At 69.1% G+C, this 24274-nt stretch carries 22 protein-coding genes; 12 read left to right on the forward strand and 10 right to left on the reverse strand.

The annotated features are described in order from the left end of the window. Positions 1–205: 205 nt before the first annotated feature. Positions 206–1051, reverse strand: coding sequence for a bifunctional 5,10-methylenetetrahydrofolate dehydrogenase/5,10-methenyltetrahydrofolate cyclohydrolase (locus tag AB0L97_RS18820; RefSeq protein WP_356961946.1), 846 nt, complete (start codon positions 1049–1051; stop codon positions 206–208). Positions 1052–1513: 462 nt separating this feature from the next. Here AB0L97_RS18820 and AB0L97_RS18825 point away from each other — a divergent pair, with 462 nt between their 5' ends. Beyond that, positions 1514–2383 carry a YdcF family protein gene (locus tag AB0L97_RS18825; protein WP_356961944.1) on the forward strand — a complete coding sequence of 290 codons (870 nt, stop codon included), beginning with the start codon at positions 1514–1516 and terminating at the stop codon, positions 2381–2383. Positions 2384–2478: 95 nt separating this feature from the next. Beyond that, positions 2479–3282, forward strand: coding sequence for a putative protein N(5)-glutamine methyltransferase (locus tag AB0L97_RS18830; protein ID WP_355077403.1), 804 nt, complete (start codon positions 2479–2481; stop codon positions 3280–3282). Between the two features lie 38 nt (positions 3283–3320). Here the strand turns inward: AB0L97_RS18830 and AB0L97_RS18835 are convergent, their stop codons facing one another. Continuing rightward, positions 3321–4151 (reverse strand): SDR family NAD(P)-dependent oxidoreductase, encoded by an 831-nt coding sequence (locus AB0L97_RS18835; protein ID WP_364431028.1) that lies wholly within the window; start codon positions 4149–4151, stop codon positions 3321–3323. 33 nt (positions 4152–4184) lie between these two features. Next, positions 4185–5756: a succinic semialdehyde dehydrogenase gene (locus AB0L97_RS18840; protein WP_364431031.1), complete on the reverse strand. Its 1572-nt coding sequence runs from the start codon at positions 5754–5756 to the stop codon at positions 4185–4187. A 144-nt stretch (positions 5757–5900) separates the two neighbouring features. Here AB0L97_RS18840 and AB0L97_RS18845 point away from each other — a divergent pair, with 144 nt between their 5' ends. Continuing rightward, a complete protein-coding gene (locus AB0L97_RS18845) occupies positions 5901–6584 on the forward strand; it encodes a TetR/AcrR family transcriptional regulator (protein ID WP_364431034.1) in 684 nt (227 codons plus the stop codon). A gap of 13 nt (positions 6585–6597) precedes the next feature. On the opposite strand, the gene AB0L97_RS18850 is transcribed toward AB0L97_RS18845, so the two are convergent. Genes AB0L97_RS18850 through AB0L97_RS18865 form a run of 4 tightly spaced genes read right to left on the reverse strand, consistent with a single transcriptional unit; the run spans position 6598 to position 10962 of the window. Then, on the reverse strand, positions 6598–7506 hold the full coding sequence (locus tag AB0L97_RS18850; protein WP_364431037.1) for a short-chain dehydrogenase/reductase: 909 nt from the start codon (positions 7504–7506) through the stop codon (positions 6598–6600). Positions 7507–7511: 5 nt separating this feature from the next. Then, positions 7512–8984 (reverse strand): NAD(P)/FAD-dependent oxidoreductase, encoded by a 1473-nt coding sequence (locus AB0L97_RS18855; protein ID WP_364431040.1) that lies wholly within the window; start codon positions 8982–8984, stop codon positions 7512–7514. Positions 8985–9022: 38 nt separating this feature from the next. Continuing rightward, a complete protein-coding gene (locus AB0L97_RS18860; RefSeq protein ID WP_364431043.1) occupies positions 9023–10090 on the reverse strand; it encodes a PDR/VanB family oxidoreductase in 1068 nt (355 codons plus the stop codon). Then, entirely contained in the window at positions 10087–10962 is an 876-nt protein-coding gene (locus AB0L97_RS18865) for a metal-dependent hydrolase (protein WP_356961934.1), read from the reverse strand. Before AB0L97_RS18865 ends, AB0L97_RS18860 begins: the two co-directional genes overlap by 4 nt. Positions 10963–11068: 106 nt before the next feature. On the opposite strand from AB0L97_RS18865, the gene AB0L97_RS18870 reads away from it, so the two are divergent. Next, a complete protein-coding gene (locus tag AB0L97_RS18870; RefSeq protein WP_364431047.1) occupies positions 11069–11731 on the forward strand; it encodes a TetR/AcrR family transcriptional regulator in 663 nt (220 codons plus the stop codon). 88 nt (positions 11732–11819) lie between these two features. Here AB0L97_RS18870 and AB0L97_RS18875 read toward each other — a convergent pair whose 3' ends face one another. Next, positions 11820–12521: a helix-turn-helix domain-containing protein gene (locus tag AB0L97_RS18875; RefSeq protein ID WP_364431050.1), complete on the reverse strand. Its 702-nt coding sequence runs from the start codon at positions 12519–12521 to the stop codon at positions 11820–11822. 175 nt (positions 12522–12696) lie between these two features. Here AB0L97_RS18875 and folE point away from each other — a divergent pair, with 175 nt between their 5' ends. The 8 genes from folE (at position 12697) to AB0L97_RS18915 (ending at position 22146) form a co-directional block, all read left to right on the forward strand. After that, on the forward strand, positions 12697–13293 hold the full coding sequence (gene folE / locus AB0L97_RS18880; RefSeq protein ID WP_364431053.1) for a GTP cyclohydrolase I FolE: 597 nt from the start codon (positions 12697–12699) through the stop codon (positions 13291–13293). Between the two features lie 549 nt (positions 13294–13842). Further along, a complete protein-coding gene (locus tag AB0L97_RS18885) occupies positions 13843–14895 on the forward strand; it encodes a 3-oxoacyl-[acyl-carrier-protein] synthase III C-terminal domain-containing protein (protein ID WP_364431343.1) in 1053 nt (350 codons plus the stop codon). 8 nt (positions 14896–14903) lie between these two features. Next, positions 14904–15818: a hypothetical protein gene (locus AB0L97_RS18890; RefSeq protein WP_364431056.1), complete on the forward strand. Its 915-nt coding sequence runs from the start codon at positions 14904–14906 to the stop codon at positions 15816–15818. Further along, a complete protein-coding gene (locus AB0L97_RS18895) occupies positions 15815–17488 on the forward strand; it encodes a fatty acid CoA ligase family protein (RefSeq protein ID WP_364431059.1) in 1674 nt (557 codons plus the stop codon). The genes AB0L97_RS18890 and AB0L97_RS18895 overlap by 4 nt, the downstream gene beginning before the upstream one ends. A gap of 2 nt (positions 17489–17490) precedes the next feature. Continuing rightward, the gene (locus AB0L97_RS18900) at positions 17491–17772 is read left to right on the forward strand and encodes a hypothetical protein (protein WP_356961926.1); all 282 of its coding nucleotides are present in this window, start codon (positions 17491–17493) and stop codon (positions 17770–17772) included. Next, positions 17769–18815 (forward strand): NAD-dependent epimerase/dehydratase family protein, encoded by a 1047-nt coding sequence (locus AB0L97_RS18905; protein WP_364431062.1) that lies wholly within the window; start codon positions 17769–17771, stop codon positions 18813–18815. The genes AB0L97_RS18900 and AB0L97_RS18905 overlap by 4 nt, the downstream gene beginning before the upstream one ends. 26 nt (positions 18816–18841) lie before the next feature. Then, entirely contained in the window at positions 18842–20041 is a 1200-nt protein-coding gene (locus tag AB0L97_RS18910) for a peptide synthetase (protein WP_364431065.1), read from the forward strand. Beyond that, a complete protein-coding gene (locus AB0L97_RS18915) occupies positions 20038–22146 on the forward strand; it encodes an MMPL family transporter (RefSeq protein WP_355070957.1) in 2109 nt (702 codons plus the stop codon). The genes AB0L97_RS18910 and AB0L97_RS18915 overlap by 4 nt, the downstream gene beginning before the upstream one ends. A 15-nt stretch (positions 22147–22161) precedes the next feature. Here the strand turns inward: AB0L97_RS18915 and AB0L97_RS18920 are convergent, their stop codons facing one another. Next, positions 22162–22845 (reverse strand): hypothetical protein, encoded by a 684-nt coding sequence (locus AB0L97_RS18920; RefSeq protein WP_364431069.1) that lies wholly within the window; start codon positions 22843–22845, stop codon positions 22162–22164. Between the two features lie 9 nt (positions 22846–22854). Next, positions 22855–24252, reverse strand: coding sequence for a condensation domain-containing protein (locus AB0L97_RS18925; protein ID WP_364431072.1), 1398 nt, complete (start codon positions 24250–24252; stop codon positions 22855–22857). Positions 24253–24274 lie beyond the last annotated feature (22 nt).

The following is a 24274-nucleotide window of genomic DNA, read 5'->3' on the forward strand; positions in this document are numbered from 1 at the left end:
CGTACCTCCGCCTTCGCTCCGGCCATGCGCGAACTGCGTACCTCCGCCTTCGCTCCGGCCATGCGCGAACTGCGTACCTCCGCCTTCGCTCCGGCCATGCGCGAACTGCGTACCTCCGCCTTCGCTCCGGCCATGCGCGAGCTGAGGACGGACTACGTCCGACCGCACCCATTAGGCAGCTCTCCGCAGGCGCGAGAGCGCCCGGTCAGTCGGATTCGGCGGCGGTGACCACGTGGCGCATGAGGAGGGCTGTGGTGACCGGGCCCACGCCACCGGGGACGGGACTGAGCCCGGCGGCCTTGCCGCGTACCGAGTCCGCGTCGACATCGCCGACGATCTTGCCGTCGGGGGCCTCGTTGGTGCCGACGTCGATGACCACCGCGCCCTCCCGGACGTGCTTGCCGGAGATCAGGCCGATGCGGCCCGCCGCGGCGACGACGATGTCGGCGGCGGCGGTGACGGCGGCGAGGTCGGCGGTGCGGGAATGGCACACCGTGACGGTCGCGTCCTTCGCCAGCAGCAGCTGAGCGAGCGGCTTCCCGACGACGTTCGACCGGCCGACGACCGCGACGTGGCGGCCTGCCAGCGGGATCTGGTGGTGCTCGAGCAGTTCGACCACGGCCTCGGAGGTGGCGGGGACGAAGCCGTCCAGCCCGGCCGCCAGCAGGCCGAGCGACAACGGGCTGACGCCGTCGACGTCCTTGGACGCGACGATCGCGGAACTCACGTCGTCGAGGGTGACGCCCTTCGGGAGGGGGGTCTGCAGCATGATCGCGTCGGTCGCCGGATCCGCACCGCGCGCGGCGAGCTCGGCACGGATCTCCGCCGCACCGGCCGCTGCACCCAGATCGACCGTGTCGCAAGCGATTCCGAGTCGTTCGGCCGCTTTGCGAAGTGAGTTCACATACCAGGCGCTCGCGGGGTCGTCGTTCGCAACGACCAGAGCAAGACGCGGAGCGGCGCCGCCTTCGGTGCGCGCGGCGGCGCGGGCCTTGGTGTCGGCGTTGATGGCGGCGGCGAGTTCCTTGCCGGACAGCGAAACGGTATCCACGTTGACACAGCCTAACGGGCGCGGCCTGACGAATCCCTCCCGCGCCCACGTCGAGTTGAGCTAATGGAAGGCAATCGAACGCCGAACCGCGGGCGGACGCTCGGCGAACCCAACGAAGACCGTTCGACACGCCGGAAGGCACTCGTCCACCCTCGGGCCGCCAGGGGTCGAGCGGAGCGACACGGACGAGCATTGCCATGGCAGCCCGCCTTGCGCCGAACTGAACGTCTTCTTGGTACCGAGCGAAGATCGAAACGTGCCGACTCGGCATCGAAAATCGCCGACAGCGGATTTCGCGACCTGTCGTTCCGCCGAGCACACATAGCCGTGACGACGGCGCATGACCCGTTCGCCAATTGCCGGATCGCCGGGAACTTCGGCCGTATGGTAATTCCTGCTTGCCCCAGCTAACTGCTAGCACGTGCCAACCCGTTCCGCAGCGGAAAGGTGACGACTGTAGTGATGATCTCGAGGCATTGGAAATCTCTCGTCGCGGCGTCGTTCGCCGCGTTCTCGCTCACCGGGCTCGCCGGTGTCCCCGCGCACGCCGCGCCGGAAACGGACGCCCTCTACAACTCCGCCCAGCGGCACTTCGCCAACGGCGACGACAACGCGGGCCGCGCCGACCTGCGCAATCTGATCGGCGCCGACCCCGCCGACGCCGAAGCACTGGCCCTGCAGGCGATCTGGTCGGACTACGCCGGTGACCTGCCCGCGCTGGTGGACGCCATGGCCCGGCTGCACGCGGTCGATCCGGGCTTGGCACAGGGCACCGACAACGTGCTCGGCGCCATCCGCGCCGCGGTGGGCACCCTGCCGAACCCGCTGCCCGCGCTGGCGGGGCCGCAGACCGGCATCGTCGTGCTCGGCTACGGCCTGCTCCCGGACGGGGCGCTGCGTCCCGAACTGGTGAACCGGCTCACCGCGGCCTGGTTGCAGTCGATCGCCGCGCCGTTGTCGCCGATCGTCGTCACCGGCGGCAATCCGCAGAACGGCATCACCGAGGCCGAGGCCATGCGCGACTGGCTGGTCACCCACGGCGTGCCGCCCACGCGCGTCCACGTGGAGAGCCGCGCGGGCTCGACCGTGCAGAACGCCCTGTTCAGCACGAGGCTGCTGCGGGACGTGGGCGCGACGAGCGCGATCGTGGTCACCTCGCCCAATCACATCCGCCGCGCCGTGGCGGATTTCATCGTCGCGGGCACCAGGGTCGTCGGCGCGACGACCTCGCTCGAACAGCTGGTCTCGCAGCTGCCGCCGCCGGGCCGAGCGGGCCAGCGCGGCATCTACCTCGACGCCACCCGCACCTTCCAGCTCGACACGGCACGCTGACTCCGGGCCGATCGGGACCCGCGTCCGAAACGCCGGTCCCGATCGCCCGGGAAATTTGTTGGCGGCGTCACGCGGGCGCGCGGCAGGATGGCCCGGTGACGTCAGCGGGAAGTACCGACGTGGTGGCTCGGCTCCGGGCGGCGGGCTGCGTGTTCGCCGAGGACGAGGCGCGGTTGCTCACGGCCGCCGCCGCAGAGACCGGTGTACCCCTCGAATCGCTGGTCGCCCGGCGCGTCACCGGCAGTCCGCTCGAGCACCTGCTCGGCTGGGCGGAGTTCCACGGACTGCGGGTCGCGGTGTCGCCCGGCGTCTTCGTGCCACGGCAGCGCACCGCGTTCCTCGTCGATCTCGCGGTCGAGTTGATCCGCGACCGCACTGGCCATCCGGTGGTGGTCGATCTGTGCTGTGGCTCAGGCGCCCTCGGCCTCGCTGCGGCGCGGGCCGCCGCCGACGCGGGCCGCGCGATCACGCTGGCCGCCGCCGACATCGATCCGGTCGCGGTCGCGTGCGCCCGCCGCAACCTCACCCCGCTCGGCGCCCCGGTCTACGAAGGGGACCTCTTCGAGCCCTTGCCGGAGGAATTGCGCGGCTGCGTCGACGTCCTGCTCTGCAACACCCCCTACGTCCCCTCGGAGATGATCGCGCGGATGCCGCCGGAGGCACGCGATCACGAGCCGCGCACCGCCCTCGACGGCGGCCCGGACGGATTGGATGTCTTCCGCCGGGTCGCGGCCGATGCTGCCGAGTGGCTGGCCCCGGGCGGACACCTGCTTGTGGAGTCCAGCGAGGACCAAGCGCCGATCGCGCTCGACGTGCTGGCCGAGCACGGCCTCGCCGGGCGCGTCGCGGAGTCGGACGAGCACTACGCGACCGTGGTCATCGGCACCCGCCCCCGGTGACGACGGCGCACCGCCCGGCTCCGGACCCGGATGCCGCGCTACTTCTTGCGGCCGGTGAACTGGTCCATCGAGTGGTAGACGCCGACCGTGTCGAGGAACAGGTCGCGCAGCTTGATCGGCAGCAGGCCGGAGAGCGCCTTGTTCAAGCGTGAGGTCCACGGCAGTACGAGCAGCGGGGCGCCGTTCTTCATCTCCCGCCACGAGGTGTCGACCACCTTCTGCTGGTCCAGGATCGGCGTGAACAGGAATCCCTTGGCGCCGTCGAACATTCCGGTGTTGATGTAGGTCGGGCAGACCGTGGTGATCTTCACGTGGTCGTGGCCGGCCTGTTCCAGCTCGATCCGCACGGAGTCCGACCAGCCCAGCGCCGCCCACTTGGACGCGGCGTAGACGCTCATGCGCGGGTTGGACACCAGGCCCGCCGAGGAAGCGATGGTCAACACTCGCGCCTCGGTGGATCCGGCGACCATCGCGGGCAGGAATTCGAGCGTGACGTACATCGGTCCGAGCGAGTTGATCGCCATCGTCTTGTCGATGTCGGCGCGGTTGTCGGTTTCCCAGAAGTAGCTGTTGCCGCGCACGATGCCCGCGTTGTTGACCAGGATGTCGATGCCGCCGACCTGCTCGCGCACGCTTGCCGCCGCCTCGGTGATCGACTCGGCCGAGGCCACGTCGACCACGTGATGATGCACGGCGCTGCCGCGGCCGGTCAGCTCGGCGGCGGTCTCCTTCAGCGCGGCCTCGTTGATGTCCCACAGCACCACCGCCGCGGCGCCTTCGCGCACCGCACGCTCGGCGAACAGCTTGCCGAGGCCCATCGCGGCCCCCGTGACCAGGACCCTCTTGCCCGCCACCGTGTCCAGTTTCATCCGTACCGCTTCCTGATCCGTGAGTCCTGCGAGTTACTTCTGCCGAAGCGATTTCATGACGCCGAAGTACAGCGTCATGGTCTTGGCCCAGAGCGCTTCGGACATGCCGGGCAGCGGCGCGATGGGCAGCACCCGCTGCACCGCGATGGTCTGGGTGTCGATGTACTTGAGCAGGCCTTCGGGACCGTGCCTGCGCCCCGTGCCGGAGATGCCGAGCCCACCCGATGGCGCGTCGGCGCTGCCCCACGCGGCGATGAAGCCCTCGTTGACGTTCACCGAGCCCGCGTTGATCCGGGCCGCCACCGCACGGCCGCGGGCGGTGTCCTTGGTCCACACGCTGGCGTTGAGGCCGTAGGCGGTGTCATTGGCCTGCGCAACGGCATCGTCGTCGCTGCTCACACGGTAGATCGAGACCACGGGGCCGAAGGTCTCCTCGCGATGCACCGTCATGCCCGGCCGCACGCCCGCCAGCACCGTGGGCTCGTAGAAGTACGGGCCGAGGTCCGGGCGCGCGCGACCGCCCGCCAGCACCGTGGCGCCCTTGGCCACCGCGTCGTTCACGTGCGCCAGCACCGTGTCCAGCTGACGCTGGAAGGTCAGCGAACCCATGTCGCTGTCGTAGTTCAGCCCGCCGCCGAGTTCGATGGCCTCGACGTGCCCGACGAATTCGGCGACGAAGCGGTCATAGACGCTGTCGTGTACGTAGATCCGTTCCATCGACTCGCACAGCTGCCCGGCCGAGGCGAAGCAGGCGCGGATGGCGATCTTGGCGGCACGGGAGACGTCCGCGTCGGCGAGCACCAGCAGCGGGTTCTTGCCACCCAGTTCGAGGGAGTAGCCGATCAGCCGCTCGCCCGCCTGCTGGGCGATGGTGCGCCCGGTGGCGCTGGAGCCGGTGTAGTCGACGTAGTCGGCGCGGGCGATCACGTCGCCGCCGATCACCGAACCGCGGCCGAGCACCGCCTGCCAGAGCCCACGCGGCAGTCCGGCGCGCACGGCGGCATCGATGGCCCACAACGCGGTCAGCGCGGTCTGGTTGTCCGGGCGCGCCACCACCGCGTTGCCCGCGACGAGGGCGGGCAGCGCGTCGGAGACCGCCAGGGCCAGCGGGTAGTTCCACGGCGAGATCACCGCCACCACGCCCTTGGGCCGGTGCAGCACGTCGACCTGGGTGAGCACGGGAAGCACTCCGCGCGGCTTGCGGGTGGCCAGCAGCCGCCCGGCCACCGAGGCGTAGTACCTGGCGTTCACGGCCACGTCGCCGACCTCGTCGAACGCGTGCGCCCGTGCCTTGCCGGTCTCGGTCTGCACGATGTCCAGGATGGTGTCCTGCTCGGCCAGCACGATGTCGTGGAACCGGCGCAGCACCGCGACCCTTTCCCGCACCGGACGCCGCGCCCACTGGCGCTGCGCTTCGCGGGCGGTGGCGAACGCGGTCTCGATATCGGCGGTGGAGGACTGCGGCAGGTCGGCGATCTTCGCGCCGGTCGCGGGCGCGAACACTTCGACCGCGGGGGCGCCGCCGGCGACGGCGTGCGCGAGCAACGGCAGCACCAGCGCGGAGGGCAGCGCGTCGGCGGTGACCGGGTGGGAGGCGGTGGTCATGTTCGGCCCTCTCGAGGACGGTGGGCCGCGTGCGCGCCCCATTAAATGAACAGTGGTGTTAGATTAATGTCTATGTCACTGCTCGTGTCAAGCTGTTCGTCGTGGCGCACAGGTATCCCGGGGGCCGCTTTGTGAGGTGGCACCATGCCCGCTGAGTCGACGGCCGCACGGCGCGGCAGACCGCCGCAGACTCCGGAACAGGCCGAAGAGGTGCGCGCCCGGATCGTGCTGGCGACGGCGGAAGTGTTCACCCGCACCGGTTCCCGCGGGCTGAGCGTCGCGCAGATCATCGAGCAGGCCGGGTTGGCACGGCCGACCTTCTACCGCTACTTCGCCAACGCGAACGAACCCCTGCTCGCGGTGCTCGACAGTTCCAACGACGGGTTGGTCGGCGGCATCCGCACGGCGCTGACGGGCACCGACGAGCCGGTCGAGCTGGGCATCCGATTGATCGACGCCTACCTGGGCTGGGCGCGCGGGCACGGCCCCATGCTGCGGCCGCTGTTCGCCGAGCTGCACGATCCGGGCTCGCCGGTGTCGGTATACCGGGAGCGCGCGCTCGACGACATCCGCGCGCTGGTACGCGAGACGTTCGCCGGGCTGGGCCGTCCGGTGCCGAGCCCGCTGGACCTGGACGCCGCGCTGCACCTGTGCGAGTACGTCGTCTACCGGATTTCCGCCGGTACCGCACCCGGCGCCGAGCCGGACGCGGACACCGTCGCGGCGGCACGCCTGACCATGATCCGGGTGCTGCTCACGACGCTCGGCACGCGAGCCGATGTGGAATACGCGCTGACGCTGCCCACGATCTTCCCCGCCGAGCCATAGCCCGGCCCGCGCGTCAGCGCGGAACCGGGGTGACGGGGCGGCTGTCGAGGACGCGCTGTTCGACCCGGTGGATCAGGTCGTGCACGCGCGGGTCCCGGGCCAGCCTGCTGTCCAGCACCACGTTGATCGCCCCGCGGAACAACGCGTAGGGCTCCCACTGTGGCGGCGCGATGGTGCGCGCGGCGCGACGGGCGATGCCGTCGGCGATGGATTCCGCCGCGTCGCGCACGGTGATGCGCAGGTTGAGCGGCCACGGCAGCAACGCGCCCAGATCGGCGCCCAGATCGTCTTCATCGAGGGTGCCGTGGGTCATCGCGGTGTCGACGATGCCGAAGTACGCCACGCCCGCGGTCGCGCCGACCGCGGCCAGCTCCACCCGCAGCGCCCGCCCGAACTGCTCGACGGCGGCCTTGCTGACCATGTAGGGCGAACCGGCCATGCCCGGCGCGAACGCCGCGGCGGAGGAGACCACCACCACGTGCCCTTTCGCGGCGACGATGTCGTCCAGCGCCGGATGCACAGTGTTGAACACGCCGGTCACGTTGATGCCGATGACCCGATCGAAGTCGCCGGGATTCATCGTCCGGATGGTCGCGGGCTCGGGTACCACACCCGCGTTGGCCACCACGACATCGATCCGTCCGAACCGCTCGCGCACTCGGGAGATGGCTTCGCGCATCCCGATTCGATCGGAGACGTCCGCGCGCACGACCAGCGCCCGCTCCCCCATCGAGCGCCCGACGGCCGCGGCGGTGGCCTCGTCGATGTCGATCAGCGCCACCGAAGCGCCAGAGGCGTAGAGCTTTTCGGCCAGTGCCCGGCCGATGCCGGTGCCCGCGCCGGTGATCACCACCACCCGGTCGCGGACATCCAGGTGCTCGGCGGGCGGGGAGAGAAGCTGACGCAGCAGGTCGACGACCACGGCGCTCACCCCGCCCGCAGCCGGTAGGACTCGTGATCGAAACGACTTGTGCGCCTGCGATACTCGAAGCTCCAGTTCGGGTACAGCCCCGCGTTGCCGCCGTCGGCGGTCTGGTAGTAGCTGCGGCAACCGCCGGTCAGCCAAGCGGTGTCGCGACTGCGCTCGGTCACCTCGTCGAGGAAGGCACGCTGCACCTCCTCGCGCACATCGATCCGCTGGATGTTCTGCGCACGCATGGTGGTCACGGCATCGACGATATAGCGCACCTGCGCCTCGATCATATAGATGGCGGACTGATTGCCCGCCGCCCCGAACGGACCCAGCGTGCAGAAGAAGTTCGGGAACCCGGCCATGGTCGTGCCGAGGTAACTGCTCGGCCGCTCCCGGTACCGCTCACCGATGGAGCGCCCGCCGATTCCGTGCACCCGATCGAAAACGGCGGGGGGAACACCGAATCCGGTACCCCAGATGATCGTGTCCACAGGGTGCTCCGCGCCGTCGGCGGTGACGATCGACCCGGCGCGGATCTCTCGGATGCCCTCGGTCACCACCTCGACGTTCGGTTGGGTCAGCGCCGGATAGTAGGCGTCGGAGAAGATCGCACGTTTGCATCCGATCACATAGTCAGGGGTGAGTTTGCGCCGCAGCTCGGGATCGCGCACCTGACGCAGCAGCTGGAGTCTGCCGAGCGCCTCGTACGGATGGCGGAATCGCTTGTCCACGAAGCCGACCAGACCGAACCCTTCGATGCCGGTGTAGTACAGGCCGCGCAGCGCGCGGCCGAGCGCGGGCACCCGGCGCAGCAGCGCGCGTTCGGCGGGCAGCGTGCGGCGATCCAACCGCGACACGATCCACGGCGCCGAACGCTGGAACACGGTCAACTCGCCCACCAGCGGTTGGATCTCGGGGATGAATTGGACGGCCGACGCGCCCGTGCCGATCACCGCGACGCGCTCGCCGGTGAGATCGTGCTCGTGGTCCCAGTGCAGTGAATGGAATTGCGCCCCTTCGAAGGTCTCCGCGCCCGGCAGCCGCGGGATCCGCGCCTCGCTGAACGGCCCGACGGCGGAGACCAGTACGTCCGCGGTCAGATCGCCGCGATCGGTGCGCAGCCGCCACCGCGTGGCCGCTTCGTCCCAGCGCGCCTCGAGCAGCTCGACGCCGAACCGCATGTGGCGCACCACGTCGTGGCGCGTCGCGACCGAGCGGAGGTAGGCGAGGATCTCCGGCTGCGACCCGTAGGTGCGCGACCAATTCGGATTGGGCGCGAAGGAATACGAATACAGATGCGAGGGCACGTCGCAGGCACAGCCCGGATAGGTGTTCGCCCGCCAGGTGCCACCGAGATCGTCGGCGCGCTCGAGCAGCACGAAATCCTCGATACCCGCCTCGCGCAGCGCGACCGCCAGACCGATTCCGGCTATCCCGGCTCCGATCACCGCGATCGGGACATGCTCCGGATGCGCAGCCACTGCCATGTCCTCCTCCCACCCGCGGGCGTCGTTGCCCGCCGAGCTCACAGATCCAGTTCGAGTTCGCCGCCGTGCGCGCGGGAGACGCAGGTCAGCATCGCCTCCGCGCGCTCGGACTCGAGCAGCGACCGGTCCCGGTGCTCCACCGCGCCCGCGAGCACCCGGGTCTTGCAGGTGCCACAGAAACCCTGCCCGCAGGAGTAGGCCACGCCGGGCAGCACGCGGCGGATCGCGCTGAGCGCGGACTCGTCGGCGGCGACCTCCACGTCGAACCCGCTGCGACGCAACCTGATCCGGAACGGCTCCCCGTCCCGCACGGGCAGCGGCGAGAACCGCTCGGTGTGCAGCGAGGCCGAGGGATCGTGCAGCGCGAGCACCCCGCGCGCGGCCTCGGCCAGCGGCGGCGGCCCGCAGACGTAGACCGCGGCGCCGGGCGGCGTCTGCTCGAAGATCATCCGCGCGTCGGGTACGCCGAACTCGTCGTCCGGCCGCACCACCACGTCACCGCCGGTGTAGCGGGCCAGGTCGTACAGGAACGGCATGCGCGTCCTGGAACGGCCCAGGTACATCAACCGCCACGGCACCCCGGCATGCTCGGCCGCGGCGACCATGGGCAGGATCGGCGTGATCCCGATGCCGCCCGCGACGAACAGATAACACGGCGCGGCGACGAAGGGGAACGCGTTGCGCGGCCCGCGCACGCCCAGGCGGTCACCCACCCGCAGATCCCGATGGATCTCCGCGGAGCCGCCCTCGCCGTCGGCGATGAAACGGACCGCGATGCGGTAGAACCCGCGGTCGGCGGGGTCGTTGGTGAGCGAATACTGCCGCTGGCGACCGGAGGGCAGGAAGACATCCAGATGCGCGCCGGGCGTCCACGCGGGCAGCGGGCCGCCCTCGGGGTGGCGCAGCCACAAGCTCACCACACCGTCGGCCTCCTGGCCGATCCGGTCGACGACCACCTCGAATTCGTAGCCGGTGCGGCGGACCGGATCCGGGCGCGAGAGCAGTCGCGCGGCGTCGCCTTCCACGAACAGCCGCTTGTAGGCGTCGGCCGCCGAGCCGATCAGGCGCAGTGCGGGCCCTGGTTGGAACCGCTCGACGGCGGTCACCCTCGCGCCGCCCGTGCCGCGGGCGACTGCGCGAGGTAACGCAGGGCGTTGTCCATCGGGCCGAGCTGCGACGGGTGGAAGCCCGGCCGCAGGTAACGCGGAATCTCGGTGAAGAAGGTCGTGAAGCTCGGCACCACACCGCGCACCGAGGCGCTGGCCATTTGGAGTGGCCAGAATCGGCCTTTGTGCTTCGACGGGTCCTTGTGGAACAGGTAGCCCCCGGAGATGACGAACAAGACGAGCAAGCCCGCGCTGGCCAGCAGCGCCTGCCGCGCCTTGCGCGCGTATCCGCCGTCGACGTGCATGTACGCGTCGTAGACGACGCTGCGATGCTCGACCTCCTCCGCGCCGTGCCAGCGGATCAGATCCAGCATCGCCGGGTGCATGCCCTTGGCCTCGAGCTTGTCGTTGGTGAGCAGCCACTCCCCGATGACCGCGGTGTAGTGCTCCATGCCCGCGAACAACGCCAGCCGCTCGCACAACCACTCCCGCTTGGCCCGGCCGGACAGCCCGTGGTCGCCGAGTATCCGGTCGACCAGCCAGGTGACCCGGTCGACCATCGGGCCGACCTCCAGGCCGAGCCGCTCCAACTGTTCGCGCGCCTTCTCGTGCGAACTGGCGTGCATGGATTCCTGGCCGATGAAGCCGCGGACTTCCTCGCGTAACCGCTCGTCGTCGATCAGCGGCAGTGCCTCGGCCAGCGCCTGCGCCATCGCGCGCTCGCCTTCGGGCAGCACCAGGTGCATCACGTTGATGATGTGGGTGGCCATCGCCTCGCCGGGGATGTAATGCATCGGCACGGTGGCGAAGTCGAACTCCACGGCCCGCGCGTTGATGGCGTGTGTCTGGTCGGCATATACGGCAGAACCCATCTCGCACCCCTCGTGATCGATCGGTGGTCTTCGCAATGTATTGGTGACATCACATGCTGTCAACATCACATGATGTCAATTCGGCCGCTATGAGAGGATGACGGCCATGGACGAAGCCGACGGGTCGATTCCGGGCATGCGCCGCTGGCGCGGGCAATCCCCCGCCGATCGCGTCGCCGCGCGCCGGGAACAGCTGATCGAGGCGTGCACGGAACTGATGGCCACCGTGGGCGCGGCCGAGACGTCCATGCGAGGTGTCTGCCGTCAGGCCGGACTCACCGAGCGCTACTTCTACGAGAGCTTTCCGAACCTGGACGCGCTGCTGACGACCGTGCTGGACACCGTGGTACTGGGCGCGCGCGACCGGTTGCTGGACGAGCTGCCCAACGCACCCGTCGAGCGCGACGCGATGTTCCGCCACATGGTCGCCGTCTTCACCGACTATCTGCTGGAGGACCGCCGCCGCGGGCGAATCATGTTCGTCGAGTCGCAGGCCACGCCCGTGCTCTTGCCGCGCGCCTATGAACTCATCGGCCTTTTCACCGCGCCGATCGCGTTGGTCATCAGCGCGGGCGACTACACCGAGCCGATGCCCGACGAGCACGATCACGAACTCAACGCCAGCGCCATCTTCGGTGCGCTCGCCTATCTCTATCGCCCGTGGCTCGACGGCGAGATCCCGGTCTCCCGAGAGCGTTTCGACGCGCACACGTCCGACGTGCTCGAACGGATCGCCACAGCGCGCTCCTCGCTGAGCACCGAAGCCTAGCTCCGGACGCCGAGCGCCCGATCGGACCATGCGGCTCGACGGGCGCCACGTGAACGTGGCCGACCGGCCGCTCCGGGCCGGTGATCGATCACACGCGGCCGCCGGTCGAACGCAGCTCGACGCAGCATTCGCCCGCCGCCGGCGCGAGCATCGCCGTCACAGTGTCGGCTTCCAGGCCGTTCAGAAAGCCCCGCAGGTAGGCGTGGTTGATTCCGCACACCAGGTCCGGAGCCTTGGCCGCGAGTGGATGGAACGGGCAGTTCCGCAGGCGCAGACATCCCGCGCTTTCCCGGCCGGGTTCGAAGCCTTGATCGGTGAGCGTCGACTGCAGCAGGGTCAGCGCACGTTCGGCGCCGAGGCGTCCCGGCCGGAGCTGTTGCCGTAACGCCTGTCCGTGTTCGGCGCCGCGATCGCGGGCTATCCGCATCGCGGCCTCCCGCGAGGTCTCGTCGGCCGACTCGGCGAGGACGGCGTCGGCGAGTATCTCCGCGAGCACCTGGTGGCGGCGTTCGGGAATGCTGACCTGGACCTCGGTGTCGGCGGGCTCGTAGACCTTCGGCGTGCGCCCGACCCGCCGGACGCCGCCGACCTGCTCGTAGCGGGCCCGCAACAACCCGGCCTCGACGAGCTTGTCCAGGTGGAACGCGGCCAGCTTGCGGGATATCCCCACCTGCTCGGCGGCCTCGTCCCGGGTCACCGGGCGACGGGCGCGCCGGATGAACCGATACATCCCGCGCCGCAGTTCGTCGTCGAGGGCGGCCACTGCACCGATCGCCGCATCGCTGGTCACAGGATCACGATAGCACTTACCACACTAGTTGAAATACGTGTGATGCGATATATGCCCAGCTCTTGACCACCTCGGACAATTTAGCCAATAATAATTGGCGTAATCAGCCGACCGCATTCGGACCAGCCACGGCGGTGCGCCACGAGGCCGCCCTCGACATGGGGAGCCAGCGTTCATGTCCCATTCCGCGTTACGAGTCGTCCACGACTCCGGCGCCACCGTCGACCTGACCGCCGCCGAGCGTGCGGCCGGCGAGTTCCTCTCCGCGCTCGGCGTCGGCCTCGACGACGAACACCTGAAGGCCACCCCGGGCCGCATGGCACGCGCCTACGCCGAACTGTTCACTCCCCGCCCGTTCGACCTGACCACTTTCCCCAACGACGAGGGCTACGACGAGCTCGTACTGGCCCGCCGCATCCCGTTGCGGTCGGTATGCGAGCACCACCTGCTGCCGTTCGTCGGAGTCGCCCACGTCGGTTACCTACCGGGCGACCGCATCCTCGGACTGTCCAAGCTCGCCCGCATAGTCGAGCACTTCTCCTGCCGCCCCCAGGTACAGGAACGACTGACCAAACAGATAGCCGACTGGCTGGCGACGAATTTGAGCCCCAAAGGGGTCGGGGTCGTCATCGAAGCCGAACACACCTGCATGACCCTGCGCGGCGTGCAGGCGGTCGGCACGACCACGGTCACTTCCACCATGCTCGGCACACTGCGTGACGACGCCCGCTCTCGCCAGGAGTTCTTCTCCCTCACCGGGATCGCGCCCTGACCATCTCCACCGTCGAGCTACAACCCCCGCCGAGCAGCGACCGCCCACACCGCGGCGTCGCTCGGATCGTTCGGTGCGTCCAGTAGCGAGCAAACCTTCTGCGCCACAGCGATGTTCGGCGCGTATCGGAGCACTGGCCGCATCGCTCCGATCCCGCACCGGACGCACGGTTCGCAGTGAAGTCACTCACATCCGACGAGAGAGACGCCTCCCCGAGTACTCGCACATTGCCGCCATTCGGCAATAGCCGATCGGTTGCCATTCCGAAAGCGACGCATTCGCCCACCCGGGGCGCCACGTACTGCCCGCGCCGCGAAACACCGTGACAAGCCGAAACGGCAGCTCACATCGCAATACTGCGAACGCCATAGCCAGCCGATCACCGGTTGGTGATACCTCACGAAACAGATACCATCGGCAGTGATTTCCGTCTCAGACGGAAGGCCCGAAGGTGATATAGCCATTCGTTGTTACTGTCGGGTAGTGTTCACTGCACCGACGATCAGAGTCGATCCGGAACCGTATTTCCCCACGATTTCAGGAGCGCTCGTGTCTCCCCATTCTCGTTTCGAATCCATCGGCGCCTATCTGCCTTCCAGAGTCGTCACCACGGAGGAGCTTCTTTCCGGGCTGAAAGAACCGCCTTCATTCGATCTTGAGAAAATAACCGGCGTACGTGAGCGCCGGGTCCGCGATACCAGGCCGGAAAGTCACGAGGACTCGTTCACACTGGCCATGCAAGCTGTGGAAGACTGTCTGTCCAGGTCACAGTATGCGCCGGAGGAGATCGACGTCATCATCTCCGCCTCGATCACGCGGAGCAAGCACGCGACCAGGGTGTACATGGAGCCGTCGTTCGCCGGTTCGATAAGCCGCCTTATCGGTGCCAAGAACGCGATCACATTCGATATCACAAATGCCTGTGCAGGAATGCTCACCGGCACGTACATCCTGGATCGGATGATCCGGTCCGGCGCCGTTCGCAATGGCCTCGTGGTCAGTGGTGAAGCCATTACCCCGATCGCCGAGACCGCAGTTGCCGAGATTTCCCAGAAATACGATCCGCAATTCGCTTCGCTGTCCGTCGGCGACTCCGGATGCGCGATCGTGCTGGATCGCGCGGTCGATGAAAACGACATGATCCACTACATCGAAATGATGACCGCCGCGGAATACGCGCAGTTGTGTCTGGGCATGCCGAGCGGCAAGACGCAAGGCATCGCGATGTACACCGACAACCGCAGGATGCACAACGAGGATCGCTTCCTGCTCGGCACCAATACCCAGCGGAAATTCCTCGAGGCGCAGGGCAAGACCTTCGCCGACGAGAAGTTCGACTACGTCATCCACCATCAGTTCGGCGCCACCGCCATTCCGTGGATGAACGCGATCGCCGAGCGCGAGTTCGGCAGTCCGATGCCGCCGGACCTGCGGGTCATCGAGAAGTACGGAAATACTTCCACCACTTCGCATTTCATCGTGCTGCACGATCAGCTCAGCGAGCAGAGCATCCCCGCGGGCTCGAAGTTGCTGCTGGTGCCCGCGGCTTCCGGCATCGTTACCGGGTTCCTGTCCACCACCATCTCGTCGCTGAAGGTCTGAGGCCGGTCATGAGTGTGCGTATCAAGTCCAGCGCGATCAGCCGCGGCGGCGACACCAACAGCATCGTGGAGCACAACGGGCGCGCGGCCAAGCGGTGCCTCGAGCGTGCCGGCATTCGTCCCGACCAGGTCGGCCTCCTGATCAACGCGGGTATCTTCCGGGATTCCAACACCGTCGAGCCCGCGGTGTCGGCGCTGATCCAGAAAGCGGCCGGAATCGGCCTGGAGTACGCCAAGGACGACCCGAGGACGTTCTCGTTCGATCTGATGAACGGCGCGATCGGCGTGCTCAACGCGGTGCAGGTGGCCACGTCGGTCCTGGAGACCGGCAGCGCCGAGCACGTGCTCGTCGTCTCCGGCGACACCCATCCGTCCCTGCTGCGTTCCGTCGGCGACGACCGGTTCCCGTACGCCACCTGCGGCGCGGCGCTGCTGCTCGAACACACCGACGAGCCGACCGGCTTCGGCAGGGTGCACACCGTCGCGGGCGAGGGCACGCCCGCGGTCGAGGCCTACGTCGACGTGACGACCATGGGCAACACCGGCCGCGGCGCCATGACGGTGGAACGCGAGCCCGGCTTCGAGGACCGCCTGCTGGAGGTGGCCGTCGACGCCGCGCGCCTGGCGCTCGCCGAATCCGACCACGCCTCACTCGACGAGATCGCGCTGATCGCCTCGACGCCGAGCCCGGAGTTCCCGAAGAAGCTGGCCGCCGCGCTCGGCATCGACGAAAGCTCGGTTCGCACACCGGATCTGCGCGACGGCGACCCGCACACGGCCACGCTCACCGCGGCCTACGACCAAGCGGTAGCGGACGACACCCTCGCCGCTCATCGCCAACTGCTGTTCGTCGCGGCGGGCGCGGGTCCCTCCGCGGCGGCGGTGCTCTACCGGCTGCCCGTCTTCGCCGGGGCGCCTGCGTGACAACGGGAACCTACTGGCAGGCCATCGATCGGTTTCGTGCGGTCGTCCGCACCGACCCCACCCGGGTGGCCGTGCGCTACGCGGACGGGGTCGGCCCCGATGGCCTGCCGGCCTACCGGCACCTGACCTATCGCGAGCTGGACGCGTGGTCGGACACGATCGCCCAGCGGCTCGCCGCGTCGGGTGTCGGCACCGGGACGCGCACCATCGTGCTGGTGCTGCCGAGCCCGGAGCTGTACGCGATCATGTTCGGGCTGCTCAAGATCGGCGCGGTGGCCGTGGTGATCGACCCGGGCATGGGCGTGCGAAAGATGTTGCGCTGCTTGCGCGCCGTGGACGCCGAGGCGTTCATCGGCATCCCGCAGGCGCATGCGCTGCGCGTGTTGTTCCGGCGCGGCTTCCGCACCGTCCACACGGTGGTGACGGTCGGCAGACGCTGGTTCTGGCGCGGCGAGTCGCTGCGGGACTGGGGCCGCACGCCCGCGGGCTCGATGCCCGTGGGCCGCCCGGCCACCGAGGACGATTTGCTGCTCATCGCTTTCACCACCGGCAGCACCGGCCCGGCCAAAGCCGTGCAGTTGACACACGGCAACCTGGCCGCGATGGTGGAGCAGGTGCATGTAGCACGCGGGGAGGTGGCGCCGGAAGCCTCCTTGATCACCCTTCCGCTGGTCGGCGTGCTGGATCTGCTGCTCGGCTCGCGTTGCGTGCTGCCGCCGCTCATCCCGAGCAAGGTGGGCGCGACCGATCCGGCGCATGTGGCCGACGCGATCGAGAAGTTCGGGGTGAGTACCATGTTCGCCTCCCCCGCCGTACTCATCCCGCTACTGGAATACCTGCGTGCCCACCCGACTCCGCTCGCGTCGCTGGAGAGCATCTATTCCGGTGGCGCTCCGGTGCCGGACTGGTGCATCGCCGGACTGCGCGCGGTGCTGGGCGAGGACGCGAAGGTGGTGGCGGGATACGGGTCCACCGAGGCGCTGCCGATGTCCACCATCGAGTCCAGGGAACTGCTGGGCGGTCTGGTCGAACGGGCGCACCGCGGCGCGGGAACCTGTATCGGCAGGCCCTCCTACCAGGTGCAGGCGCGCGTCGTCGCCATCACCGACGACCCCATACCGACGTGGGCGCGGGCCGAAGAACTCGCGGGCGGCCTGGCGGACACTCGTGGCATCGGCGAACTGGTGGTGAGCGGGCCGAACGTCAGCACCAGGTATTACTGGCCGGAACAGGCGAACGCGTTGGGCAAGATCGTCGACGGCGATCGGATCTGGCATCGCACCGGCGATCTCGCGTGGATCGACGAACAAGGGCGGATCTGGTTCTGCGGGCGCAAGAGTCAGCGCGTGGTCACGGCGCAGGGACCGATGTTCACCGTCCAGGTGGAGCAGATCTTCAACACCGTCGCGGGTGTGGCCCGCACGGCGCTGGTCGGGATCGGTCGGCGCGGCGCGCAGCGACCGGTGCTCTGCGTCGAAGTGAAGCCGGGCGCCGACCCGGCCGTCGTCGAGCCGGCGCTGCGGGCCCACGGGGCGCAGTTCGACCTCACCAGGACGATCGCCGACTTCCTTGTCCATCCGTCGTTCCCGGTGGACATCCGGCACAACGCCAAGATCGGGCGCGAAGAGCTCACAGGGTGGGCGGCCGAGCGCCTCGGAACGGACACCTGATCATGAAAACAACCGCACTGCGGGCGGTTCCCGTCCTGGGATGGCTGTATCTGGCGGGCGGCGCGCTCGCCGCGACCACCGGCCGTGCCCCCGACAGCCGGATCCTGCGCACCGTCTGGTGGATCGACGCGTTCCTCAGCGTCGTCGTGCACGCGGCCCAGATCCCGGTGGCCTTGCGCGCCGCCGAGGGATCCGGCAGCGGCCGCCTCCGTACGGCGATATTGACGCAGATCTTCGGCCTGACCTGGTGGCGGACCCAGCCCGGCAAGGAGAAAAGGCAATGAGCAAAGTTCTGGTGACCGGCGCGTCCGGTTTTCTGGGCGGAGCGCTGGTGCGCAGGCTGGTGCGCGACGGCGAGCACCATGTATCCATCCTGGTGCGCCGCACCAGCGATCTGTCCGACCTGAGCGCCGACCTCGACAAGATCCAGCTGGTCTACGGCGACCTGACCGATCCGGCGTCGCTCGAGCGAGCGACCCGCGGCGTCGACATCGTGTTCCACAGCGCGGCACGGGTGGACGAGCGCGGCACCCGGGAGCAGTTCTGGAACGAGAACGTCCGGGCCACCGAGCGGTTGCTGGAGGCGGCCCGGCGCGGCGGGGCCGCGCGGTTCGTGTTCATCTCCAGCCCGAGTGCGCTGATGGACTACTACGGCGGCGACCAGATCGACGTCGACGAGTCGGTGCCGTATCCGCGGCGCTACCTGAACCTGTACTCGGAGACCAAAGCCGCGGCCGAGCGGGCGGTGCTGGCCGCCGACACCGAGGGATTCCGCACCTGCGCGCTGCGCCCGCGCGCGATCTGGGGTGCGGGCGACCGGTCCGGTCCCATCGTGCGGATGCTCGGGCGGGCCGGCGCGGGAACGTTGCCGGATCTGTCGTTCGGCCGCACCGTGTACGCCTCGCTGTGCCACGTCGACAACATCGTCGAGGCCTGTGTTCGAGCAGCCGCCTCGGACACGGTGGGCGGCAAAGCGTATTTCATCGCCGACGCCGAGAAGACCGACGTCTGGGGTTTTCTCGGCCAGGTGGCCGCCCGGCTCGGATACCAGCCGCCGACCAGGAAACCCAACCCCAAGGTGATCGACGCGGCGGTGCGCGTCATCGAGACGATCTGGCGCATCCCCGCCGTCGCGACACGCTGGTCGCCTCCGCTCTCGCGCTACGCCGTCGCTCTGCTAACCCGCAGCGCCACCTACGACACCAGCGCCGCCGCACGCGATTTCGGCTACCGGCCGGTCGTGGACCGCGACAGCGGGCTGACCGCCTTCCTCACCTGGCTGGAAGGCCAGGGCGGAGCGGTCGAACTCACCCGCGATCTGCGCTGAGCACTTCCCCGTTACCGGAGACCAGCATGAGCAACGCCCCCGTCTTCCGCAGGAAGATCACCCCCACCGAACGCCTCTATTTCTCCACGCGACAGGTCACTCCGCCGTTCGTGATGCACATCGCCGTCCACGGCGAGGGCAGCCTTGATCCGGCCGCCGTGCAGGCCGCCGTCGACGTGGCCTCGGCGGCCGCTCCCGGCACCCGCCTCGTCCGCGACGGCCGCGACTGGGTAGACAGCGGTCTGGCCGCCACCGTGCGCGTAGTGCCTGGATGGTCGCTGAACTACGACGCACTGGAGCACGACGCGGTGCTCGACAGCCCGATCGGTCCCACGCCGGACCGCACCACCGAGGTGCTGCTGCTCACGGGTGCGCAAACCACCGTGCTGTTCCGCGCCTTCCACGGCGTGATGGACGGCATGGGCATGCGCATGTGGGTGGACGACGTATTCCGCGCCCTGCGGGGACAGCGTCCGCTCGGCGCTCCCGCCCCGGTCGCGGACGCCGAACTCGTCGCGCGGGTCGGCGCTGCGGGCAGACCGACTTTGGTGCTGCCCACATTCCAGGCGCCGTCCGGACGCGGCCGCCAGGATCCGGCGGCCCCGCGCTGGCTGCTGCGCCACCGCACGATCGAGGCGACCGGCAGGGGCATCGTCGCGCGCGTGGCGGCGATCCTGGCCGAAGAGTCGGAGACGAAGTCGCGCTTCATGATTCCGGTCGATCTGCGCAGGCACGATCCCGGCTTGCGGTCCACCGCGAACCTGGCGCTGCCCCTGTTTCTCGACGTGGCGCCAGGCGAAGACTGGGAGGCGGTCAGGGAGCGGATGCGGGTCGGTCTGCGGGAGAAACGCGAACTGAACGAATTGGACAACGGCAAGCTGTCGAAGTTCCCGGACGCCGTCATTCGCACGGTGCTGCGCGGGAGCAACTGGCTGGGGGCACGGCTGAACCGGAACATGGTGTCGGCCACCGTTTCCTATATGGGCGCCTGCGATCTCGACGAGATGGCCGTGCCCGGCTGGACACCGACCTCCATGCGGTTGCTGCCGCAGCACAGCGGCGCGATGCCGCTGCTGTTCGCCATGGTCGAATCGCGCGGGAAGCTGGAGCTGACCGTCTCCTGCCGCAACGGCGCGGGCATCGAGCCCCGGCTGGAGGCGCTGCTGGACAAGATCACCGCGCGGCTCGAGGCCGAGCTCGCGCCGCACGATGCGGCCGTGGCATGACCGCCATCGCCCGGGTCGTCCTCGCCCGGCCACGGATGGTGCTCGCCGTCGTGACCGGGGTGATGCTGCTGTCCGGCCTCCTGGGCATCGGAGCGTCGGACAAGGTCACCGCTGCCGGGTTCATCGATCCCGGCAGCGAGTCCGCGCACGTGGATCAACTCGTGAGCGAGCACTTCGGACCGCAGAATCCCGACGTGGTCGTGCGCTACACCGCTCCGGAGGGACAGACGCTCGACGACATCGGCCCCTTGGTGCAGGAGGCGCTGGCGCGGATCGATCCGGCGATGCTGCAACGGCCGATCGAAACCTATTGGAACGCTGGGTTCGCGCGAAAGCAGTTCCTGCGCGCGGCGGACGGACGGCACGCGCTCGCCGTGGTCTATCTCGCCGGTGACGCCAACCAGCGTGTCGCCGTGTATCCCGACATCGAACCGCTGCTTCGCGTTCCGGGTGTTCCGGCCGATCTGTCCGGCTACAGCGCGGTCTCCACGGAGATCAACGCGCAGTCCCAGCACGATCTGGTCCGGGCGGAAGCGCTCTCGCTTCCGCTGACGCTGCTCATCCTGGTGCTGGTGTTCGGCGGTCTGGTCGCCGCGTCCTTCCCGGTCGTGGTCGGCGGCCTGACCGTGCTCGGCGCGCTGGGCGCCATCCGCGTGCTCGCCGAACTCACCGAGGTGAGCACGTTCGCGGTGAACATCGCCTCCCTGCTCGGCCTCGGGATGGCCATCGACTACGGGCTGTTCCTGGTCACCCGATTCCGCGAGGAGGTCGCCGAGGGGCACGACGTGCGCGCCGCGATCACCCGCACCTACTCGACCGCGGGACGCACCATCGCGTTCTCGGCACTGCTGCTGGTTTGCGCGTTCGCGGGTACGTTCGTCTTCCCGCAGGCGGTGCTGCGCTCGCTCGGCATCGGCGCGATCACCGCGGTCGCCCTGGCCGCCGGACTCTCGCTCACCGTGCTGCCCGCCCTGCTCGCCCTGTTCGGCGCGCGCATCGGCACCGCGCGCGCGATCGATCGCACCGACCGGTTCTGGGGCGGCCTGGTCGACCGCGTGCTGCGGCGGCCGGGGCTGGTGACCGTGGTCGTCGGCGCCGTCCTGCTGGTCTTCGCGGCGCCGTTGGCCGGGCTGCGGCTGGGCGACATCGACCACCACGCGTTGCCCCCGGACAACGCCATGCGCGTCACCATCGAAGAGCTCACCGCGCAGTTTCCCGCGGCGGGCAGCGGAGCCACCGCCGTGCTGCACGGCACGAACGGGCCGCCGCAGGCGGCCGCGGTTGATGCCGTCGCGGCGGCACTGGGCAAGGTCGACGGTGTGCGGCAGGTCGTCCAGGTGGGTCGCGCCGAGGATTTCGTCGTCTTCCACGCGTTCCTGCGCGATACCGACCGCACCGAAGCGGCGAGCGCCTCGGTGCGCGGCATCCGTGCCCTGACGCCGCCGGACGGCACCGCACTGTGGGTCGGCGGCGACACCGCGGCCACCGTGGACAGCGTGCGGTCCATCGTCGCCGGGATGCCGTGGATGATCCTCGTAATGGTCGGCGCGACGTTGGTGCTGCTGTCGACCGCGTTCCGCTCGGTCGTCCTGCCGCTCAAAGCCGTCGCCCTCGCCTTCCTGAGCCTCGCCGCGACCTTCGGCGTGCTCACCTGGATCTTTTGCGGCGGGCATCTGTCCGGCGTACTCGGCGTGAGCACCGGCCCGATCACCGCGGGCATGCTCGTGCTGATCATCGCGGTCGTCTTCGGCCTGTCCACCGACTACGAGGTGTTCCTGCTCTCCCGCATGGTCGAAGCGCACGACGCGGGCGCCGACACCGCGGCGTCGGTGCGCGCGGGCACCATCAAGACCGCGCGCGTGATCACCGCCGCGGCAACCTTGCTGGTGATCGTCACCGGGGCGTTCACCCTCTCCCCGCTGACCCCGATGCGCTTCCTCGGTCTGGGCATGATCATCGCACTCGTCGTGGACGCCACCCTCGTGCGCATGCTCTTGGTGCCCGCGCTGGTCCAGCTGATGGGCCCGGCCAACTGGTGGTCACCGCGCCGCCGCATCATCCCGGCCACCGTCGCCCGCATCCGGGAACGCACGTCCGCGGCCTGACGGAATCCAGCGGTGCTAAGCGACCAGTTCGAGCAGGCCGCGTGGATCCCACGGCATCGGCCCGGTCGGGAAACTCATCCGGACCAGTCGGTGCGGGGCGACCGCGTCGAAGTGGGCCACCGCGGGTGGCAGGAACCCGCCGATCACCTTTTCCACCATCGTGTTCAGCCCCGTGAGCCGCGGCCGCAGCCGTACCTGCCAGCTGGTGATGCGACCGGCGGGTACGTCGACGACGGTGCGCTGCTCCACTTTCGCCCCGAGCGGGATGTGCACCGAGAAGGCGAGCCACAGGTCGACGCACTCTTCGGCGCCCTCGGCGAAGTCCAGGCCGCGCAGCAGCGTCAGGCCGCCGGCGAGCGGCATCACATTGGCCGGAAACGGCGCGATCCCGCCGCCGAACTGAAGATGGGTGGTGCCGACGAAGTTGGCCTCCTCGCGGCTGACGACCGTGGTGCCCGAACGTGTCTCGGCGCGATAGCGCTCGGCCGACAACCGATCTCCGGAGCGCTGGAATCGCTGCTCGATGGTCATCGCGAAACTCGCGTGTCCGAGGCCGACCTCGAGCATCGAGCGGTAACCGTCGCCGTCGTGCGATACCACGCTGATCAGATCGAGCTTCGGCGGCCGATCGGTCACGCTGACGGTGTAGACGGACTTCTCTCCGTCGGGTATCCCCGGGTCACGAAAAGCGGTGCGCACATGTCCTCCTCACTCTGTGTCCTCGGCCGCCGCCGCGAACACCGCTTCGAGGGTGGCCACGTAGCGCTCGACGGAACCGTGCGCCACCGGCGTGTCCGGGTAGATGACGCTCAGCGTGGTCTCCGACGCGAGCCGGTTGATCCAGATCAGCACCTGTTCGGACGCGGCGCGATTGGCGTACAACCCGCACGACGCCAGGTCGAACACCTCGTTGCCGAGCAGTTCTCGGGCGTCGACGTAGGAGATCATCGGCGTGGACCAGCCCGGTTCCAGGTCGAGATCGGAGTCGGCGGGCAACAGTTCCACCACGCGCTGGAACGAGGTGGGAGCCAGGCGCAGGCCGTTCTCGTAGGCGTGCTGCGCGATAGCCGCGGCCCGGGCGAAGGTGGCGGTCGGCGCGATCGGAAAGGCCACCGGCAGCAACGTCACATACCAGCCGACCGACGCGCGTTCGGCGGCGGAACCGCGGGTGCTGACCGGTGTCATGCCGAAGTAATAGTCGCTGTCGATGAGCTCGCGCTCGGCCAGCGCCGCCGCGGCGAAGATGCCGCCGACGAATTCCGCGCCGTTGTCACGGCAGACCCGCTCGAACCGTAGCGCGGTGTGCTCGTCGAACAGCGTGACCGTGCGGTGCGCACTGCGGTTGTACACATCGGTCCGCCTGCCCAGATCCAATGGGAAGGAGGGCAGTTCGCCGTCGTTCCCGCGAATGAGCTCCAGCCACTTCTGGACGCCGGGCGAGGCGAGCGTCATCCGGCCGGTGTACTCCCGTTCGGCGGTGCAGTAGTCGAGATAGCTGGCCGCGGGATGCAGCATGCCGACGTCCTCCCACACCTCGCGCAGATACAGCAGCGCGAGGTCGAACCCGGACAGGTACTGGCCGAATCCGTCGGTGTGCAGATGATCGACCGCCAGGTAGACCGTCGTCGAATCCTCGCGTTCGATCGCCCCGAAGGTGAAGCAGTCCCAGTCGAAGGGCCCCGGCGTCGTCTTCTGGACGTGATCGCGGATCGCCCTTGCCTCGTCCACGTGGCCGTAGTCGACCGGCACGAAATCGACGTCCTCCGCGGGCACCAGGTGACGCTCGATCGCACCGGCGGCGTCGACCCGAAACCAGGTTCGGAAGGTGTCGTGGCGCAACAGGAACGCGTTGATCGCCCGCGTCATCGCGGCCAGGTCGAGGCCGCCGGTCGGGATCTCCGCGGTCACCAGGCACAGGCCCGAGTACCGGAAATCCGCGTCGGCGTGCCGATCGGCGAGCCGCAGATACTGCTCCTGCTGGTGCGAGGGCGGAGCCGGGTGCACCGGCGCCCGGCGGGCGCGCGCCACCGACTCCGGCGACGCCGCCCAGCCGACCAGCCGGCCCGGCCCCGGCTCCCATTCATCGATCAGCCCGAAACGGACCACGGGGACACCTCGTTTCGACGGC

Origin of the sequence: Nocardia sp. NPDC051911 (assembly GCF_040681035.1) — a bacterium.
Taxonomy (GTDB): domain Bacteria; phylum Actinomycetota; class Actinomycetes; order Mycobacteriales; family Mycobacteriaceae; genus Nocardia; species Nocardia sichangensis.